The 20,435-nt window shown below is 35.3% G+C and carries 18 protein-coding genes; 17 read left to right on the plus strand and 1 reads right to left on the minus strand.

Features of this window, described 5'->3' with window-relative positions:
- Nucleotides 1-521: 521 nt before the first annotated feature.
- The 6 genes from MKY28_RS30945 (at nucleotide 522) to MKY28_RS30970 (ending at nucleotide 7,201) form a co-directional block, all read left to right on the plus strand.
- Nucleotides 522-926, plus strand: a complete 405-nt coding sequence (locus MKY28_RS30945) for a stalk domain-containing protein (RefSeq protein ID WP_243391372.1) — start codon at nucleotides 522-524, stop codon at nucleotides 924-926.
- Between the two features lie 81 nt (nucleotides 927-1,007).
- Nucleotides 1,008-1,475: a hypothetical protein gene (locus MKY28_RS30950; protein WP_243391373.1), complete on the plus strand. Its 468-nt coding sequence runs from the start codon at nucleotides 1,008-1,010 to the stop codon at nucleotides 1,473-1,475.
- 10 nt (nucleotides 1,476-1,485) lie between these two features.
- Nucleotides 1,486-2,799, plus strand: coding sequence for an S-layer homology domain-containing protein (locus tag MKY28_RS30955; protein WP_340938357.1), 1,314 nt, complete (start codon nucleotides 1,486-1,488; stop codon nucleotides 2,797-2,799).
- Between the two features lie 694 nt (nucleotides 2,800-3,493).
- The gene (locus MKY28_RS30960) at nucleotides 3,494-3,814 is read left to right on the plus strand and encodes a hypothetical protein (RefSeq protein WP_133120448.1); all 321 of its coding nucleotides are present in this window, start codon (nucleotides 3,494-3,496) and stop codon (nucleotides 3,812-3,814) included.
- A 261-nt stretch (nucleotides 3,815-4,075) separates the two neighbouring features.
- Entirely contained in the window at nucleotides 4,076-5,287 is a 1,212-nt protein-coding gene (locus MKY28_RS30965) for a hypothetical protein (protein ID WP_100528096.1), read from the plus strand.
- 957 nt (nucleotides 5,288-6,244) lie between these two features.
- Entirely contained in the window at nucleotides 6,245-7,201 is a 957-nt protein-coding gene (locus MKY28_RS30970; protein WP_149846996.1) for a tyrosine-type recombinase/integrase, read from the plus strand.
- 147 nt (nucleotides 7,202-7,348) lie between these two features.
- On the opposite strand, the gene MKY28_RS30975 is transcribed toward MKY28_RS30970, so the two are convergent.
- The gene (locus MKY28_RS30975) at nucleotides 7,349-7,774 is read right to left on the minus strand and encodes a hypothetical protein (protein ID WP_091037132.1); all 426 of its coding nucleotides are present in this window, start codon (nucleotides 7,772-7,774) and stop codon (nucleotides 7,349-7,351) included.
- A gap of 324 nt (nucleotides 7,775-8,098) precedes the next feature.
- Between MKY28_RS30975 and MKY28_RS30980 the strand changes: the two genes are divergently transcribed.
- The 11 genes from MKY28_RS30980 (at nucleotide 8,099) to MKY28_RS31030 (ending at nucleotide 20,433) form a co-directional block, all read left to right on the plus strand.
- Nucleotides 8,099-9,112, plus strand: a complete 1,014-nt coding sequence (locus MKY28_RS30980) for a G5 domain-containing protein (RefSeq protein ID WP_091037134.1) — start codon at nucleotides 8,099-8,101, stop codon at nucleotides 9,110-9,112.
- Between the two features lie 530 nt (nucleotides 9,113-9,642).
- Nucleotides 9,643-10,941 carry a sensor histidine kinase gene (locus MKY28_RS30985; protein ID WP_340938365.1) on the plus strand — a complete coding sequence of 433 codons (1,299 nt, stop codon included), beginning with the start codon at nucleotides 9,643-9,645 and terminating at the stop codon, nucleotides 10,939-10,941.
- 135 nt (nucleotides 10,942-11,076) lie between these two features.
- The gene (locus MKY28_RS30990) at nucleotides 11,077-11,718 is read left to right on the plus strand and encodes a flagellar brake protein (protein WP_340938367.1); all 642 of its coding nucleotides are present in this window, start codon (nucleotides 11,077-11,079) and stop codon (nucleotides 11,716-11,718) included.
- A gap of 196 nt (nucleotides 11,719-11,914) precedes the next feature.
- On the plus strand, nucleotides 11,915-12,364 hold the full coding sequence (locus MKY28_RS30995; RefSeq protein WP_340938369.1) for an AbrB/MazE/SpoVT family DNA-binding domain-containing protein: 450 nt from the start codon (nucleotides 11,915-11,917) through the stop codon (nucleotides 12,362-12,364).
- A gap of 259 nt (nucleotides 12,365-12,623) precedes the next feature.
- Complete coding sequence (locus tag MKY28_RS31000; RefSeq protein WP_100528102.1) at nucleotides 12,624-13,157, plus strand: hypothetical protein; 534 nt, start codon at nucleotides 12,624-12,626, stop codon at nucleotides 13,155-13,157.
- Between the two features lie 45 nt (nucleotides 13,158-13,202).
- On the plus strand, nucleotides 13,203-13,715 hold the full coding sequence (locus MKY28_RS31005; RefSeq protein WP_100528103.1) for a hypothetical protein: 513 nt from the start codon (nucleotides 13,203-13,205) through the stop codon (nucleotides 13,713-13,715).
- Between the two features lie 252 nt (nucleotides 13,716-13,967).
- The gene (locus tag MKY28_RS31010; protein ID WP_340938371.1) at nucleotides 13,968-14,354 is read left to right on the plus strand and encodes a hypothetical protein; all 387 of its coding nucleotides are present in this window, start codon (nucleotides 13,968-13,970) and stop codon (nucleotides 14,352-14,354) included.
- Nucleotides 14,355-14,557: 203 nt separating this feature from the next.
- Nucleotides 14,558-15,256 carry a DsbA family protein gene (locus MKY28_RS31015; protein ID WP_340938374.1) on the plus strand — a complete coding sequence of 233 codons (699 nt, stop codon included), beginning with the start codon at nucleotides 14,558-14,560 and terminating at the stop codon, nucleotides 15,254-15,256.
- 657 nt (nucleotides 15,257-15,913) lie between these two features.
- On the plus strand, nucleotides 15,914-16,489 hold the full coding sequence (locus MKY28_RS31020; protein WP_340938376.1) for an RsfA family transcriptional regulator: 576 nt from the start codon (nucleotides 15,914-15,916) through the stop codon (nucleotides 16,487-16,489).
- Nucleotides 16,490-17,303: 814 nt separating this feature from the next.
- The gene (locus MKY28_RS31025; RefSeq protein WP_340938378.1) at nucleotides 17,304-18,464 is read left to right on the plus strand and encodes a hypothetical protein; all 1,161 of its coding nucleotides are present in this window, start codon (nucleotides 17,304-17,306) and stop codon (nucleotides 18,462-18,464) included.
- A gap of 418 nt (nucleotides 18,465-18,882) precedes the next feature.
- Entirely contained in the window at nucleotides 18,883-20,433 is a 1,551-nt protein-coding gene (locus tag MKY28_RS31030) for a hypothetical protein (RefSeq protein ID WP_101314455.1), read from the plus strand.
- Nucleotides 20,434-20,435: the final 2 nt, after the last annotated feature.

Below are 20,435 nucleotides of genomic sequence, written 5' to 3' on the forward strand. Positions count from 1 at the left end.
CTATCGGGCAGGATAGTTTAATAAATGATATCGAAAATATCACCAAAGAACCGTTTTATATTTTGCCGAAAAGCTTGCTAAAGTTTTCAGCCCGCCAGCTGATTTTGAGCTGGGGCTAGATAAGAACTACCATGATTCTCTAAAAAATGTAGGAACTCAGTGATTAGTCTCTTCAAAAAAGGGGTTGGATTGGAAAAAACCACTCTACACCTTTTTGCTAATGATGTTGGAGTCTTAGAAAAAGGCAGCTAGCAATCATTTACGTTGCGAAGAGTTACTTGGGATACGGATGAATCTTGTGCTTCAATTAGATATACATTTAATTAGTTCATATAGAAAGTCAGGTTTTATAATAATATAACAATGGGATAAAATACCTATTTATAATCTATAGTACATGGTAAAATATTCTTACTATTGCCAAGTTTGTTTGATATTTAGGATTTGTTAGACCTATAAAAAAAGATACTGGGAAGTGTTAGTGAGAAGAAGTACATATGGAAAGCAGAGGGGTTTAGATCATGAAGAAACTTTTATTAACAGTATTAGCAAGTATATTGACTGTAAGCATGATAGGTTCGGGAAACGAAGCAGTTGCAGCTGCAAGCACTCCGAAGCAAGTAGAGGTATTGCTGAATACCGTAAAAATGAAGTTTCCAGATGCGAAGCCATTCCAGGATGGCCAAAGTAGTGTCATGGTTCCGATCCGCTTTGTATCTGCAGCGCTGGGTGCAAAGGTTACATACTCGAAGGTTGGCAAAGTATCCAAGGTTGGGATCTTCAGCAAAGACCATACAGTGGACATGACAATTGGGCAGACGACTGCATTGGTGAATGGTCAGAAAAAGGACTACGGTACGCAGATTATTCTGAAGCAGAACCGGACATTCGTTCCGCTGCGTCTAGTCAGTGAAGGACTTGGCTAAAAGGTAGAGTGGGACAAAATTGGCCGTTGGGTCTGGATCGGGAATAAAGACTTCCGGAGTACGGATGATAAGCAGTTTAAGATGACGAAACTGAGCGATTTCAAGGCGTATACAAAAAGTGATGTTATGTTCAAGAACATTAATGATGAGAAGTATTCAGGCATAAAGATCATCAAAGAAAGTGACCTTCCTATCCAATTAGGAAATAGCCAGGTGGTATATAGTATGGATGTCATCAAAAGTGCAATTACGGGAGATGATGAAGTTCAGATTCGTAGTAATCATAGAGGAAACCCTATTGCCTTTTTGATCAAAAATAATCATGCAAAATCGCGTGGAGTCATCGACGTAGCTTTTATTAACAATGGTGACAAAACAGGGCTGAATTACTATCCAGTTTTGAGTCAGTCAGATAAATTTCAGAATGGAAACTACATTCAAAACTACACAGACTGGATGAATTTTAAAATTACTCAAGCTGATTATATTCTTCTTAGAGATGGCGATCTCGACAATTATGCCGTAGCGATCGTTAATCCCTTCAAGTAAGGGACAAAGATTGAATGAAAAAGACAATCAGCTCGATACTGACAACTCGGTTAGCAAGATTCGTAAAAAAAAAGGGGAAGATGAGGGGAGAACAAAATTCATGAAAAAAATCTTAGTTACTCTTATTGCTGGACTTACCGCTGTAACAACAATAATGGGGGGATCGTCCATACAAGCAGCTGTATCGTTTAAAGACGTTCCAAGCAATCACTGGGCTAAAACATCCATTGATTCAGCAGTATCCAAAGGATACTTCAAAGGATATAGCAATGGGACATTCAAACCATCTGCTTCAGTTACACGTTCTGAATTTGCTTCGTTGCTTGCACGTGTGTCTAAAGCAGATCCGAACGTCGATATATCCAATGTATTTAACGATTTATCCAATCATTGGAGCAAAAAGGAAGTTGATCGTGCAGTTTCTCTGGGATTCATAAATCCTGCAGACTATCCAAATGGTTTTAAACCAAATACTCCTATTACCCGCGAAGAAATGGCTAAGTGGATTAGTTCCGGTTTAGCAGCCGCCGACACTGACTTCAAAAAAGCATTGGAAGATACTAAAACAACGCTTGTACCAGTTAAGGAATCATTCTCTCCAGGAATTTCAGAAGCTAAAGCTCCGTACATCTCAGTGGTTATCGGAACAGGAGTGATGACTGGATATCCAGATAACTCATTCGGGGTGACCCAAACAACCACTCGCGCAGAAGCTTCTGTAATATTGCTGAGAATCGCAAATATGGAAGGTAAAAAGGCTTCTTCATTTTCTGATCTGAATGAGATTAGGGCCGTTGGGACAACAAAATCTAATTTGAGTCAAGTGACACCTTTTTCAACAGCAAATGATAAAACATATGCAGTGATTTCTGGGAAAACAAAAACATTATCAAATGGTGCGGGTAAAGTATCCTTACATCGAACCATCTATATTAATACTACTAATTGGACTAACAAAAAGAGCGTTTATGCACCGTTCTTTGTATCGGAAGAAAATAAAGATTTCTACAAAGAAAACACTAATGTCATTCCGGTATTCCATGAGATTACAGTCTACCCTAAAGCGAAAAATTTTAGTTCTGATCATATCAGGACTGGACTAAATACTGCTTTGAGTGGTCAAAGGATTGCTCCTTCTTCACTACCTGAAAAATACGGTTACTTAACGCTACCGGTGTATAACACTGAACAGTTCTTTGCTAAGTATAGTGCCTCTAATGGCGTGAAGTTATGGATAAAAGAAAATAAGAACGTAGATCGAGAAGGGTTAATTGGTATGTACTATATGGATGATGGATCTGCTTTGTCTCTATACAATAAATAAAATCAATGCTTGGATGAATTGGCTGGTTCCATTTCAGATACTCGAAATATGATAGCTCATGCTAAAACAAACTATAAGCCAAAGGGAAAAGAGTGCCCATTTGAACAACTTGAAGAATTTTCTAGCTGCCTAAAAGTAGTGGCAACCCAAGTAATATGTTGGTTTGCGAGACAACACGGCAAAGGAACATAGTTCCTTAAAGCAAAAAAGCCGCTAAATAAGCGACTTCAATGGGACCATGTTTTTGTCCCTCGACATGTATGTATGACGTGGTTGGTAACTTTGTGTCAATGTACAATTATTGAGTCCATGCGTATTAAACCGTATACCTCCACGTCCGCTGAAAGATATATCCGAGTTGTCCCCCGACATTTTCCAGACTGGTAGGCAACTTTATGTCATTCTCCAGCCTGTTGGGCACTTTATGTCAATTCTCCAGATATACTGATGAGACAAAAAAATGACCATAACATGTTGTCATAGTCATTAATTCTTATCTCGTATGGAATGTATTAGTTTTCAGGTTTTGTTGTGAAAATTAGACTATTCTGCTGTCTAACAAAAACATTGTGTCATTGATTTAAATGAAGATGGAGAAGATGAGATTGTTATAATTCTGACTAAAGGTACAGGGACTGGAATACATAATTCAGAAGTGCATGTCCTTAAAACAGACTTCACAGAAATCCCTGTTATGGATCCGAAAGAATTCATTCAAAACAATTTTAAAGTGAGTCTAAAAACTGATAAAGATGTCCGTCAGTACACTATTTCGGTTGATGGACAGAAGTATTCATTTGAATTTAGTGAAATGGACTCAAGCGAATGGTTTAAACAACCGACAGTTCAAAATATAATACGATATGGAATTAAGGATAATGAGCTTATTGCAGAGCTGCCTATTCAGATTTCTGCAGGAAACTATTTAGGAGATGCGATCGTTAGATATTCCTTGGTTAATGGAAACTTAGAAACATCCAAAATAGAAATCTCAAAAGAAGGAAGCTCATTATGACCTTCCTTTTTGTTGTAAGGATCATTAAAATCGTTCTTCCTGAATCTGAACTTATGTTATAGCTTTAATGGGAGATGCCTTTTCTAAAGAGAAGTATGAAACTGAAAAACGAAAGGACTTTAACAAACAAGCGCCTGAGTTAATCCAGATAGACTATATTCTTAATCAAACAGCTTTGGCTGTCGAAAGGGCACAGGCTAAATTGATGGTAGCGTGTAATAAATATTAAAATAAATAGTTTAATAAGTGAGGTTGAAGTAATTGAATAAGATAAGATTTTATTGCGAAAAACATATTCCTGGAGTCTATACTATTTTCGATGTACAATACACTAAAAATTTAATAACTATATTTGAAGAAAATAATCTGATATGGGAACAGTCAGATCCAAGATCGATGTTGATAGTTTATGGATTGAAAACAACACCAAGAAGTGGACCAATTGATGGTGAATGGTATATGATTTCCAACGAATTTTGGAGTGATTTTGAATTCACTCCATTAACATTCTCAGAAGATCCAACTACTCTAGAATCCCTTACTATCAGGTTAAAGGCAAAGGTTAAGTCAACTGTGCAACCAGTAAACTTTTCATCCATTCGGACGGAGGGGCCGGATAATATCGAACTAAAAAAATTATTGTTTAATCAGTATACTCCACCTAAAAATCACAAATTAACGGAGGAATTATTCCCTACGGAAATGGCCGAACTTGAATTGCTCGTAAGAGATGTGGAATGTGGAAATTGGAACGAAATTAGACACATGCCTTCGGGTTTTAGACTTATATATGATATGGGCAGTGATCTAACTTGGACAGGAGCTCAGATTATTAATATTGTTCAAAAGGCTAAACTGGAGAATGATTTTCATTTAGTAATTAGCCATTGGGATCTTGATCATGTCCAATCAATACTTGGAATGTTTGATGATGAAATAAAAAATATAGTTTCTTTTACCGCACCTTCTAGAATTCCAAATACAAATACAGTTGATCGTATTTTCGAACGGCTACTGTCAAATGGAGTGACACCATGGATTGTCATGCCACCACTACGTCAGAGTAATTCTAAAAAAATTCATTTAGTTCCACTCTTTAAAGTTGGGTTTTTAACATTGTATCGATCTACAGATGGTTATAGAATCAATCAATCTGGAATAGTATTATTAATCCATGGTCCCAATGCTCCCGCACTTCTTACAGGAGATCATTACTATCCTGAGATACTTAGAGATGTAATTATCCCCAACAATCTTGTTGATTTTGAGATTGTGGTACCTCATCATTGTGGAAGTGCAGGGACATTTGATGTAAGTAGTTGGAGTAAATTAGCTATTCGTGGAGCTATTATTTCTACGTTAAGAGGCAGATATAGAAATCTTCCTATAAGTGCTACTCATAATTTCTTTTCTGCTATATCTAACTTTCACTGTACAGACTGCATGAACACTAGCATAGTACATATAATTTGATTTGATACTAGTTCTTATATTTATATAGTGTATTGCGAACTTTTTAGTCAGGTGTGCTCCTTAAATGGGAATTGATTTAAATATTCGTGTGTCTGTTTAGGTCATGTAAGAAAGTTAGTTTTGACCGTCAATTCAAGAGCAAAGTTGTAGAAGAACTTCGGTACTCTTCCCGAAACGATAATTTAATAGAACCAAAAAAAGCAGTCGACATTAAATTGATCGGCTGCTTTTTTAATGGTAGAGAAGGGGTCATCACACTTGATGATAATGTTGACGAATATCCTCCAGTGAAAGTTTTTAGATAAATTATTTGATTTCTCAATACCTCACATTCCCTACCTCTTTTTATTATATATCTTCTCAAAAAACTAAAAAGTATTCAAGTTATTTAGTTTTAATATATTAATTAAATTATTAAGTAATATGAATACTCATATATTTCATAAAGTATTAAATAACTTTAACATATAAGTATTCAGTTTATTTAATAAAGGATTGCTAACAATCAGTTTAAACAAAATTATTAGTGTAATGTAAAGGTGAGAGTCTACATTGGTTTACCGTAGTAAATATTATGTAAACTTTATAAAGGTAGTACACTTGTATATTTCTAAAGTAGGTGTCTTTACCTCCAAATTTCAAGCTCTTTTGACTTAATACAGCTACATATCGTTAGAGAACACCTCACAAAATGAGCTAAAAGAGAAAAGAAATGATCTTCAAGAGGACCGTACGTGCTATAATAAAGTGCACCAAATCCATATTTTGCGCCCTTTTAGTTTAAAGGCATTTTTACTACTGATGATGGGAAGTTATATGTAAATTCCAATCTTCATAAGTTTTATATTTATGAAAATTATAAATACAAATAGGTATTTTTATATATTTTATAATTAATTTACTTATATAGATGTATTTTGAATGTGATTAAGAGATTAATGTTAGGAGGGAAAGTTAATGAGTAATCCTTATGAGCTCGAGGATTTGTATAGTGAGCAGATTCGAGCTTTTCGAATATACCTGAAGCAATCCGGATACACGGCCTCAACACAGAAAGAATATATGAGAGAGTGTTTGACCTTTCTAGACTCATTAAACGGTTCCCCGCCCCAGGAGGTAGGGAAATTGCATATTATGGAGTTTCTAAATGACAAACAAGCAGCAGCAGATATAACACGGAACAGAACTCTTTCCGCTATCAGGACATTTTATACGGCATTAATGGATTTTGAGCTTGCTTCTAAAAATCCGGCTGCAGAAGTGAAAAAGTCCAAAACGGAAAAAAATAAGAAGCCCGTGTATCTCGAGGAAGAGGATCTCACAGAGAGCCTTAAATTTATCGAAGGGCGTTACCGAAACAGAAACATAGCTATATTCTTACTTATGGCTTACTGTGGATTACGGGTAGGGGAAGTTCACCGGTTGAATTTAAAAGACCTGAAAAAGACTAAAGGAGTAATAGAAGTGTTTGGTAAGGGTAGAAAATGGAATGAAATACCCGTTCCAGACGTTTTACTAGACTACCTACTAGAAGTTGAAAAAGAGAGGATTTCGCCTTATAGCCTTAGGGAAGATGCATTCTTTGTATCTCAAAAAGGGAGAAGACTCTCGATCAGACAGATTCAAAAGCTAGTTAATCAAACATTTGAAGCATTCAAAAAGAGTAATCCAAATGTAAGTGATATGAAACTATCTTGTCACAAGCTAAGACACTCATTTGCTACGATGCTTCTCAAAAATGGAATTGATATACGAGTCGTAAAGGAACTTATGGGCCATTCATCAATAGAGACTACAATGATTTATACTCACGTTAACGATGAACAAAAGAAACTGGCTATGGCAACCATGAATGTTCCTTTAGATTCTATCGGCCAATCAAGTGTTTATTTGCAAGAGACCCCTCATCCTTAGATGATTAACAACTCATCAGCAATGAAGGATACGAACTGAACGCATCTAAATCGAATTGATATGAGTTGAAATATCATTAATGAAATATAGTTTAATGTGAGTTCAAAGTGAGAGGCATGATAACGCCTCTCTATAATTCTTTTTTTTCTAGTCATCTGACTTCTTAGACTGCATGTCTAGCCCTGTAATTGGCTCAGAATCTGGAGTATAGAGACTTATTTCGACGATAGACTCCACCAAGCGTATAATTATAAATATGGCTAAGATCAAGATAGAAGTGTTTGTATAAAAGTCATTCCCCGTAAAATAGCCAATGATTAATCCTGAAAACAGAAAAACAAATTTAATAATATTATCACTATTGGTTAATCTAAATACATAGACTATTATCCCAATAAAAAATGCTTCAACTGCTGTAAAGTATGCTACGGCACAGAAGGCCAAACATACTGTGATAAGGGCAGTGTCTATAAAGTACATCCGAAGTTCTACTTTTTTTAAAATTACCAGAGAAATCAAGCTTAACACAATTAATAAACATAAAATTATAGCTATTGGCCAGTTGGCATCCATAATGAACAACACTCCTTATTTTGAATTCTTAGAATTAGATGGACCGTCGTTGTCCGAATTAATCCATTGTTTTATCCTCCCTTTCTAAAGACAAAAAAAGCACCACTATAAACCTTAGAGGTTATAGTGGTGCTTCCACATTTCAACGTATTTATTTCATTCAATTTTATCATATTAAACTCAGATGCTCAAAGAGTATTTAGGCTTGTCTGACTGATGGTTGTACTTTATACTAAGATTAATCAAATATCTTGAATCTGGAAGCACCAGACTGCTCTAAAAAGCGGTTTGGTGCTTTTTTTATTTTATTGAAGGAGTGACTTTATGTATTACCGTAGAACAAAAAAATGGCTAATAGCGTTGGCAATTTCAGTTCCTATCTTATCTGGCTCATCTTTGGTGTATATTCTCCAGACAGAAAAGCAACAGAGTATTGGGAGCTTGCAGCTACCCAAATATCGTGTTGTCGTAATGTCTGACAACCACAATACTACAGTGGATACGCATGCTGAAACAGTTGGAGAAGTATTGACACAGCTAAATATTAAATTAGGTACTCAAGACATTGTAGAGCCTGCTGCGACGGTAAAGTTGACCTCTAATACACAAATTAGAGTTACGCGGCTTGCGAAATCTGAAAAAGAATATGAAGAAGAGATCCCGTACACAATAGTAAAATATAATGATCCTGATCTGTTTATCGGTGAGGAAAAAGTAATACAACAAGGGATACCAGGGAAAGAGATAGTTAGTCGATCTACAGTGTTAGAAAATGGTCAAGTATCGTTAGAACACGAACGTTCACGAAGAGTGGTCCATCCCTACACGCCAGAGGTTATTGCTGTAGGGACAAGGGTTCCTGAACCTAAAGTAGAGTATAACCATACTGATGTAATTGAAAATATAGCTGCTACAGAAGATGATAATATCAATCAACCACAAGAGAGTTCAATAGTTCTCGTAGAAAACAAGAAAAAAATCACCACGATTGAGGAAAGACCGGTAGAATATAAATTTATTTTGGAAGAGGTTGAATTAACTGCATTTACAGCAGGTGTTGAGTCTACTGGTAAGGATCGAGGGCATCCACAGTATGGTATTACAGCTTCAGGAGCTACAGTGGAAGAAGGTCGAACAATTGCAGTTGATCCAAGTGTAATACCAATGGGTTGGTGGGTGTACATTGAAGGTGTAGGCTATCGAAAAGCGGAGGATACAGGTAGTGCGGTAAAAGGTAATATCATTGACGTATTTATTGAAGATCTCGACAGTGCGATACTTTTTGGTCGACAAAAGAACAAAATGGTGTACGTAATTGGCCCGAACAAACCAAAATAACTTAGTTATTAGGAATTACATATTAATTAAACCTTAATTTAACATTTTTTCGCCCCTGTCAAATTAATTTAGAACGTACAAATGCGAAGCACTCATCGTCCTTTAAGGGCGGTGCGTGCTTTTTTTATTCGAATTTGCTTTTAAATCTATACAAATTGAATTTGATACTTTGATAGTAGGTCTGAGAGAAAAGCGTCTATTATAAAAAATACTAAGGAGTCTAGTACTTGTATAGTGGAGAGTTTTAGTCATGTAATAATTAAATTGTTCGATTACAAGAAAAACAGATGAGCAATAAATTAATTGGTCAATTAAGAAGCGTCTAGGTAGTGTCTTTACGTATTAGATAGATAGGGATTACGCTGTTGCCTTTTAATCAGTATAGAAAGCAACTAGTAGGCCTAATTTAGAAGTGTTATTTAAATTTAAAATATCACTTTAGTACATATCTTTCAGTATCCTTGAATAAATAATGGAGGATAGTGTCGATAAGGATAGAGAAGTATACTTAATCAAGCTGGAGGAACAACATGAAGGCTTTTCTGTTCAAAACGAAACAAGTGAAAATCATTCTTATAATTGCTATTTTACTACTTACTATTTTAGGTCTATTAAATCAGACATACTATAACTCTACTCGAGAAGCGCTAATTTACGAGCAAGTTGAAAAAATGAAAGCTGAAGCATTAAACATTAGCATCTCTATTCAATTATCACATAGGGGGGGGAGGTCATTAGAGAATTTAATTGAACAGAATGTAATGTCAACTTCATTACGAGAGGTAACGGTGTTTGATCCATCCATCTTTCTTAAACAACAGAGGAAACATCAGAAAATTGGTGATACAGAGAATTATGATCAAGGAATCCTTTTCGGTACTTACCAGTATGAGATTGAAGAAGATTATGATTACGTGAGAAGGGCATATGAGGGTAAAAAAGAATTCACCTTTGAAACTGAAATAGACCGTAAACCCATTCTAAAAGCTTACTTCTATTTCCATCTTGGGTATCCGGTGATCATTAGTATAGTATCGGACATTAGCAAAATTAATAATTACATGGTCTCATTTCTTCTTAAAATGCAGTTGCTGATTGGAATTTCTACTCTACTCGTATTGATTGTACTAGGAATTATATCGAGAAATTACACAAGTAACATAATTATGGGGCTACAATCTGAAGAGGCAGCATTTTTTAGTAACATGGATCTTCTCTTCACTACGGTTAAGGAACAACGACATGACTTTAATAATCATATGTCCACTATTCAATCACTAATAGCTACTGAGCAATATGAGGAACTTAGAAAGTTTACAGATGAGATGATTGGAGAAGTAACAATTATTAATGATATCATCAATATTAATTCTCCAGCACTAGCAGGTTTGATACAAGCTAAATTAACATATGCTTCAAACCATAAAATTGCATTTAGTTATGAGATTAGCAGCATGCAACTCGAATTTTTAAAGAGTACTGATCTTGTAAAAATAATAAGTAACCTGATTGATAACGCCTTTGACACTGTAAAAGCACTACCTGAGCAAGAAAGAAAAGTAGAGCTGACTGGTTACTTAGAAGATGATCGATTGTTATTCAAAGTATTCAGTAGTGGTCCTCCAATTCCTGAAAATTTAATTGATAAACTCTTCGAAAAAGGATTTAGTACCAAAAAAGATAAAGGACATCATTCTGGATTGGGTTTATATATAGTTCAGAGGATCATTAAACGATATCATGGCCGCATAACTGTTGATTCAAGAGCCAATGGAAACACATTTACTATTTCGATACCTATAAAATCAAAAGAGATCTGTTCTCTCTAAGAGGTTTACCGTCTCTTCCGATTATGATAAAATGAATCAGAAATGAATACATCTAACGCGAAGCACGCGCATGTCCTAAAGGACTGCCGTGCTTTTTTTGCGTTTTAAACTACTTAGGAGGGATGACAAACAATAATGATTGCTCTTGATGCGTTATTTGTTGATCAATACGTGGAGCTTGAAGACAAACAAGGTAATATGTTGGTTGCACAAATCAAAGCTATTGATTCAGAGACATTTCGAATTGGCTCCATTGTGGTTAAACATCGGATATCGATACCTAAACTCGTAAAGAAGGAGGTTTACATATATTTTGCAGGAGGATCAGGAGAAAAATTTCAATTCAAGACTTGTGTTCTTTCCCAATCTAGAGGTGAACCAGTAGAGCTACAGCTTTCCATTCCAGAGGACGTTTCCATATTAACGGTACAAAAGAGAGAATTTTTTCGGGTACCTGCAACCGTGAGTTTTAAACTTGATGTTGGAATAAGTGATCATCCGATGAAAAGTTATATCACGAAGGATATAAGTGGAGGTGGGCTTTCATTTATAAAAGATGGACATTTGTTTGAATACAATTCGGAAGGGCTCAACGGATTATTATTTATCGAAGCAAGAGATTCCACTCATGAAATTCCCTTTAGAGGGAGATTCGTGTATCAGAATTTAATTGAAAGTGGTCTTCAAATTGCATTAGAATTTACAGATATACGGGAATCACATCGAGACATTATAATAAAATATTGTATGAGAGTTCAATTGCAGCGTAGACTTTAGCATGAATAGTCGGTCTAATATTAACTGAATTAATGATTTATGATGCTAATTTCTAATGACGTAAGCATGTTGTATCCAGCACCCCATCAAAATCAATGAGATAAAATGTAGTGATGGGGTGCATGTTTCTTGATTGTTATAGGAAATTATTGTGATATAATGTAATATCTAAAGAAAGGTTGAAAGGACGTGAGCGATGAGTTTTGTTCGAAAAATTGAAGTAGAAGGTAGATTATCTATCCCTAAAGAACTTCGAGATAGGAGACATATTTATTGCGGTAGTGAACTCATCATTAAAACAGAAGTGGATAAGTTGATTCTTATAATTCCTCAATCAAATTGTATACTTTGTTGTAAGAACACAGGCTCGAAGCTTATTGATTTTAAAGGAAAAATTGTGTGTTATCAATGCCTAAAGATGGTGAAAGCTAACTCTACAGCGTTAGAGAAAACTGAAGAACTACTTGATAAGACAAGCAGAACCTCTAATCTGATTAAAATGAAAAAGTTAATTGAACTAGATCCTGAGATTAAGCAATATCAAATTGCTGAAATATTAGGCATTTCTCGATCTAGAGTTTCTCAAATGAAAAAAGTCAGAAAACGAGTTTATAACAAAGAGAGTATTCGGTTGCAATCAAACTGAATAGCGACAATGCAGTATGATTAGTTATTACATAGAATATCACTGAACTCCTAGTAGGAACATAGAAACAAAGTCTGAGACCCCTCTTAAAAAAGATTGGGTAATGCCTTTATGGGAATTCTATAGACAGATTGTATCTCAGGGAATATAATGGAACTAATTAAATAAGAGAAGCGAGGAAGCACCTCGCACTTAGTCATTACTAAGTGTGAGATTGCTTCCTCTTTTTGCGTTTTAAATTAGTACCAGGGGGTTAGTCATGAATACGTTGGATGTAGTAATCAATCTGCTTGAAACAGGGAAATCATTATCTTTGTTAGATAATCAAACAAACGGAAAGATGAATAAAAGGGACGCGATACATAAAATTGCCCAGATAATTAATGAACTCCTTGGTTATGATCGTACTACGGTTGTGACAAATTATATTGATGGAAAGCTGAATCTGAAAAATACAATTCTTAAATTAGTTGTTAAAGACATTGAAATATCAATTCCCTATCCACCAGAATCGATTGTAGGTAATATTGGACATTCTTATTCGAATTCAAATCTAGTCACACTACCTATTAAAAATCCAGTACAGTCATATTTTCATGGTAAATGTATTGAGGCTGTTCGGAAAGCCTCTGAACAATATGGTAGTTTTCTCTCAAGAAGTGATTACACAACTTTCGCGCAAAACAATCAAGGTTATCCTTGTGCAGAAACCATAATTAAATACCTGGGACAAGGTTCGACAAAGTGGAAAATAGCTATATCGAACGCTTTACAGTTAAGGTTGGCAAAGTAAAGCATCTATCGAAATTATTAAATTTATTTGTAGGGGGAGAAGAGAATGGCTCATTATCTTAAAGTAAACAAAGGAACGGAACAGTGGAGTGTTATCCATCATCAGTTTACATATCATGAAAAGTGGTTTAAATATAACGATGAAATTAGTAGTTTTTTAGGTTGGGATGTTAAGGAGGAATTTGGACTATATATGAATGTAGAAGTTTTAACACTAGAAAGGGAACACCTAAAAAAGTATAGGCCCGAGTGGATCGAGCAATTTAAAAAAAACTCCAAACCGGCTGAGGCTAAAATAAAATCGCATGTTAATAAATCTTGGATCAAATTATGTAAGGAATTGGGGTTAGAAGTTGCAAGATTCATTGATGTTAGGATTTCAACTGCTCTTCTTAATGAGCGTATTAACGTTCATCAACTGGAGGATTATTATATAGAAATACATAGTGAGAAGATCTTTTTGCCAAATAATTATAACTGGGGGGAAGAAGTTGATACCCCTTCCTTTTTAAGATTACAAGCCGATCATATTGAAATAAAGAAACTACAGAGTGCGTGAATGTCTTACAGGCACTGATCAAAGACCATTTAAATGTTAATGAGTATTTATTTGATGTATTTACAAAATGGGCTTCCTGCGTGCTACATCTAAATCCACTTGTACTTGCCAGAGCATTATTGTTTGTTTACACGGCAGATACTCAAAGGATATAATAAAATTAACTGAATAACGACATGAGGAAGTACCTCCTACAACTGCTTAGGCTGTTGCATGAGGTACTTTTTCTATTTATAAGGAGTGAAATGGATCGTGAGGAAAATCATCCGCAGCATTTCATTATTCGTGCTTTTATTTATTGCTAATGGATGTAATCAGTCAACAAGTGTCTTACCTACTTTGCATGATTTAACCGAGAATTCCTTCATTGCTTACGATGAAACAATATTATCAGGTAAACAAGTGAATAGAGTATTGGACCGTTATACAGAGGTGGTACCTATAGTTGTTGTGAAAGACGGAAAAAATTATGTTTTTGGAGGAAAACAAGTCCTAATGGATTCAAATTTCAAAAGAACTACTAGTGATATTCTCGATAAAGAAACTCTTATAAACTTTGAAGCAACCTATAAAAGCCTTGTAGTACGTGACCTAAACAATGATATTGTGGGTATTAAACTAATAGAGAGCATCCCCTAAGATCTCTCTTGAGTTCATTTAGATTCTTAAAAGTTTGATTAGACACCAATTCATTCAATATTCACTTGGTTTTATGTACAAGCTGATGTATAATCTAAAGTAATTGAATACCCGGGAAGAGGAAGCACCTCAATAGGACCACATGGTCTTATTGAGGTGCTTTTTTTGTTTTTTCGGTACAAACTAACGAGGGAGTGTTATCAATGAAAATTGAGAAAAAAAGGAACTCACTAAAGAAAGGGATAATGGTATTTACCTTAATGGGATTACTAGTAGTTCTTCTTATGGTTCTTTTATCAGGTTTTAAATCAAAAGAGGAATTCCCCACTTTTCAGGATGTAGACGGTAAGATAGAAGTCATGGCAGGAGAGTACAAACTTGATAAACAAGCTTATATAGGTGATCCACAAGCGCCGGTTAAGGTCATTGAATTTGTCGACTACAAATGTCCCTATTGTATGGCCTGGAATAATGACAATTTCGATAAATTCAAAGATAAGTTTATTGATACAGGCAAAGCCCAACTCTATATAGTTAATTATCCTTTCTTAGGCCCAGACAGCATAAAGGCAGCAATGGTAGGAGAAATTCTTTGGAGACAAAATCAAGAGGCGTTTTGGGAGTATCACCATGCAATTTATAAGAACCAAGGAGAAGAAAGAACCGTTTGGGCGAATGAAAAGTTCCTACTTAAATTAATCGATGATTATGTACCGCATGGTAATTCTAAATTGGTTGAAGAGAGCTTAAAGAAACTAGAGGGGTTATATGAAGTAAAAGAAGATTTTAAAATCACCTCCATTAATGGCGTTGCGAGTGTACCAACATTTGTTGTAGAGGGAGATAAATACGTTAATCCTAGTTTAGAACAGCTATCTGAGATCATAGAATCAAATATGTAGATATTAACTCAAACTCATTTTATATGATCACTAAATTTGGTATGTTTTCTCAAAACCAACAGGGGAATTAGTTGTTCAATTTAATTTTACATACTAGAGAAATCAAACAGCAGGGGGGATCCTCTGCTGTTTGATGTTTTTCTTGAGGAACCTACGAAAAAAGAGAATACTTCGAAGATCTTCACCGGCTCCGTGATAGTCAAAAGCTCTAGATCCAAATAGAAAGTAAAATTAAGGAGCTTCCACCCTGGAATTTTTCTAAGGGATACAGTGAGCATCATCTCTGTCGACGAAATTGTAATTTGAATAGTCATACTTACTGATTAACTCAGTTATTGATCTCTTCGTCGATGCTGAGCTAACTATTTTGTACGCTTGTATTGTGACTGAATGCTGCAGAAGGTAAGTCGTTGGCTTTACCAGATGAATAAGTATTTAAGCTAATTACTATGATAAAAACATTGAATCTTATGTCCAGAGTTGCTAGTACTACATAGGTATTTAAATATTTTATTCTGTGGAGTAGAGTAATCAATTAATGTTCGTAGATATCTTTTAGAAATGTAAAGAGATAAAATTCAGATCCTTGGGAATATGTTCATATATTTTGGGATATAAATAGAAATATCAATATATCAAATTCGGGGAGTGTTCATTATGGAATTGCGTAAAGACAGTTGGGACGTTGAAGCAGATTTGTTTTTAGCACAGACTGTATTACAACATATCGAATCTGGAAGTACACAATTAAAAGCATTTGAAGAAGCTAGTGAAAAATTAAAAAGATCAAAAGCAGCGTGTGGTTTCCGCTGGAATGGATCCTTACGTAAAAAGTATGAGGACGCTATTCGAAAAGCTAAACAAATCCGAAATCAAAACAAAAGTGATGGAAGTATTGTAACTATAACTAATTCAAGTACGATTGCTCATGAACTGAGTCCCATAGAAGAAGATAATACGGTTTATTCACTTCAAGACCCCATTCAACTAGACCAAGAGTTTGTAGTTACCTTTAATGAAATTATGGATAATCTGAATTCACATATTTCGTTGCTAAGAAAGATGACTCTAGAATTAGCAGGTCGTCTCGAAGAAGCGAATAATAAGAATGAGAAGTTGAAAAGTGAATATGCAAACTTACAAAGTGAAATAATTAACGCTGTTGACATGAATGTTTTTATGAGACTCGCTGATAAGATATCAAATAATAAAATAGAACAAATAACTGGGTAAACAAAAAGCAGCCGCGAGCTGCTTTTTTTATTTTCTTCAAGCTTGTGAAACATCAACTTAACTAAAAGATCAGGAGCAAAATGGATTATAAGTATTTTTGGGATATTATACCTATATCCTTTGATCATTTAGTGGTAGAATATTCTTGTTATTGGCAAGTTTGATAGGTATTACGGAACAAAAAAATACATTCAAGATTATGGGAAGGACGTGTAAATGAGCAGCATAACACATTCACATAAGAGCAGATCCCTAATAAAACTAACTCAATGTAGAAACACCCCACGTAACATTTAGATTCAAATTAACAAATCTGTTTAATCTCAATCTGAAAAAAAGGTCAATCCTAAAGAATACATAGCTTATATCAAGGAAGTATAGTCTGCTTTTAACATGTGGAGCGTGAAAGAATTGAAAAATCCGACTCAACTCTTATTAAGTGGTGCATTGGTATTGGGGATGTATTGATTCACCGGAAACACAAATCAGGCTGCAGTTACCTTATTTAAAGATGTACCTGCCTGCCATCGATGCAGCCGTAGCGAATGGCTATTTCAAAGGATATATTTGTTGGCACATTTAAGCCAGGTATGATGGTAACCCGTGCAGAGTTTGAAACATTTCTGGCTTGAGTGAGGAAGAAGTAAATGATGCAGTTCTTTAGGTTTCCTAAAACCCTCGGATTATCCGAATGGGTTTAAACCGAGCACGACGTTGACACGCGAAGAAATGGCGAAGTGGATCATCTACCAATGTGATTCAAAAGACTTATTATTGAATTTATTTTTTTCAAATTATCGATTAAGGGGACCTTATGAAAAAACTTAACTTATGCTTTCTTATTGTTATATCGCTCTTACTAATGGCTAATCCTATATCAGCAGCATCCACATCCTATGATTCTCTGCCTACGCCAGATTGGAGCATTGCACATAAGGATAGCTCTGACATTATAAGAAAAGTGGCACACTTTGCAAGAACAAAGGATTATCTTTATTTTATGGATTCGTCAGGGAAGGTCACCGTGTATAAAGAAAAAACCAGAGCTAAAGTTGGGTCAGTTGATGTCATTTCATCTTCCCGTGTGATTTTTGCGAAATTTGGTTATAAAAATGAAATTTTCTCTAATGGAAATATGTCATTTATTACTGCTTACATGGATGAAAAAAAGAATCGAGAATTCTTCCAACTCCGTGTGTATTCTCCAAATGGTAAAAAACTATGGGGTTATACATTTACAGAGAAATCCTCCGACGAAGTAGGATCTTACATCATGAATGATGGTACACTGCTTGTTCATTTAAAACTAAACACCTCCAGTTATGTGACATATCGTTTCAGTGCCGATGGTAAACTACTCAATAAGAAATCAATTAACGAATTTATGTACTACAAACAAAATGGCTTTATTACCACTCTTTCTAATTGGTCCTCAGCAGGTGAATACAAGTCTACGCTTTCCTTTTATGACGATCACTTGAATAAATCATTTAGTTACCGGAATATTGGTTTGTCTTTTATGGGTATCTTAAAAGATAAAACAATGTTATTTACAAAATTTGATCAAGGAGAGACAACGGCAGTTATTGCTAAAAACTCACAAGGAAAAACACTCTGGACAAAAACACTGCCAGAGTCAGCTGGTCCTTATATTGGTAATACGAAAATTTCAACTAACTCATTTTTAATGAAAAGTAAGACTTCGATTTACGCTTTTGACTCAAAAGGATTTATAAACAAAACCAAAATATCATCAAATTCTTTTGAGTTATTTGAATCGGATGAAGGTTCAACCATTCTTTTTCAAGATCAAAACCAACTTGGAATTCTGGATCGAAAATCACTAAAAATTAAATCACTGTACAAATTCAACATGGATTTAGGAGACGGACAATTATACTATGAAGGTAAGGGGATAGTTTACGTCCTGAATTATGCTTCAAGTAATGTGAGTAAATTTACTCTTTCATATTGAATTGAATGACGACCTCTCAAAAGGAGGCCGTCGTTTCTATTTCAGAAATCTTCAGAAAGAAAGGCGCCTGTTCTGCTCTCAGCTTATGATTGATCTCCATCTTGCTCGATAGCCATCCATTTCGCCTCATTCCCATGTCTGTTCGTGATACAAAATTTATGTAAGTCTTGGCGTTTCTTTGTGCTTACTCAATATTTAGCTTTCTTTTAACCTATAGCAGAAGGTAGATCTATTATTTTGACAAAGAATTGTTAGGTAGTTTATTTAAGCTGAGAGTTTATCGTTGATACTCCATTCCAAGACGAACGCATCCAACCATTAATTATGGCAATTATCTCACTCGAGAAGATTGAGAATGAATCCTTAGTTTGTAATGATGATATACCTAAAATAAATTGATTTGGATCGGAGAGTACTAATGAAAAAGATACATAATATAGCGGTTATAATCGTGTTGTTACTTGTTTTAGAGTGGACTGTTCCTGGAAAATTAGCTATGGCTAATGAGATTCCAACCGATAGTAGAGATAAGATCTATTTTGAATGGATGCAAGATTCGAACTTTCGTAATAGAACAGGAGACGCCATTATTCGGAAAACTACAGTAGACTATCATACAGGTTTATTTACCAGTGAAGACACAGTGGTAGATTATGTAGATAAGTCTTCGGAGTACAACTTCAGAAAGATTAAAGGCATGAATACAAAAAATCCATTGATAAGCTATTCGATCCTACAGAGTGGTTCCACCGAAAAAATTGTGAAGTATGATAGCCGCACTAAGGTATTTTCCATTATTGCTAACCGAAATACAGCGAATGGAAGGATAGACGGCGTTTATCCAGATGCAAACATGTATGTAGTAGAGAAAGGAAGTCGCGAATACCTGGTGTACTCTATATCGACCAATAAGCTTATACATACAGCCAAAGAACGACCTACCGAGCATAACGATATATTTGTGACGAATGTATTGTATCGTAATTATTTTGATCCAGCACCTAAAGTAGGCGCATTATATGTCGAGGCAGGATTATATTTCGATTCAAAAAACTATACCTATGTTACATATCCTGGTGAATTCCCCTACGAGATCAGGCCTGATGGAAGTAAACTGAAACTTAAATCTTATCAAAAAAACAACTCAGATGACTTTGTGTACAAAAGAACATTAAGTTCTTCTGTTGTATATAAGCAAACGAAGAAAAAAAGGTCATACAAGCATGAGCTTATTATTCATGGTAAGTCACATACTTTGTTAGAGTCTGATACGAGCAGAGCAAATTATGCATTTGGTATCGCTCAATTTAGCCCTCATGGGAAATATGTTGTGCTGTGGGTCAACTACACAGAGAACGGTAGAAGAGTCAAAGGTAAAGAGGAGTACCGTATATTTGATACCTCTAATGGGAAGTTAATTCAAACAATACCGATTAATTCGACAGGTTCATCTTCTGCCATCGACTATGGCATGAGTTGGATGGGTGGCACCGATCATATTATTCAATCTGGCTTGCTAAATTTTGGAGCGTATCGAATTGTAGGCTCTGATCTGATGACACCTCGAAGATACGGCAATGTCGTTGATTACTCACACGCAGATTCCTATTTCTATACGTTTGGCATGGATAATTATTTAACTATTAATGACCCTATACCAGTTAAATTCAAAGGCAAGTACATGCAATATGGGGGACAAGGATCGTTTCGAACGACGGACCTGACAATATATTCTCCAGTAGATGAACTTGTAAAACTGCTGGGGGGTAACATAGATAACAGCAATGGCAAGATCACTGTGACTTACCAGGAGAGTTCTTTTACTCTAAATCGCAGTAAGCAAATTGTATGGAAGAATAGAGTGTATTATCCGTTACGGGAGTTATTAACCGGGATATCCCTGAAGCTCCTGGTTGACACTAACTATCTAACGTCGAATGACTGGAGAGAACTGCAGATAATAAAATAACG

This window comes from Paenibacillus sp. FSL R5-0473 (genome assembly GCF_038004565.1).
Lineage (GTDB): Bacteria > Bacillota > Bacilli > Paenibacillales > Paenibacillaceae > Paenibacillus > Paenibacillus amylolyticus.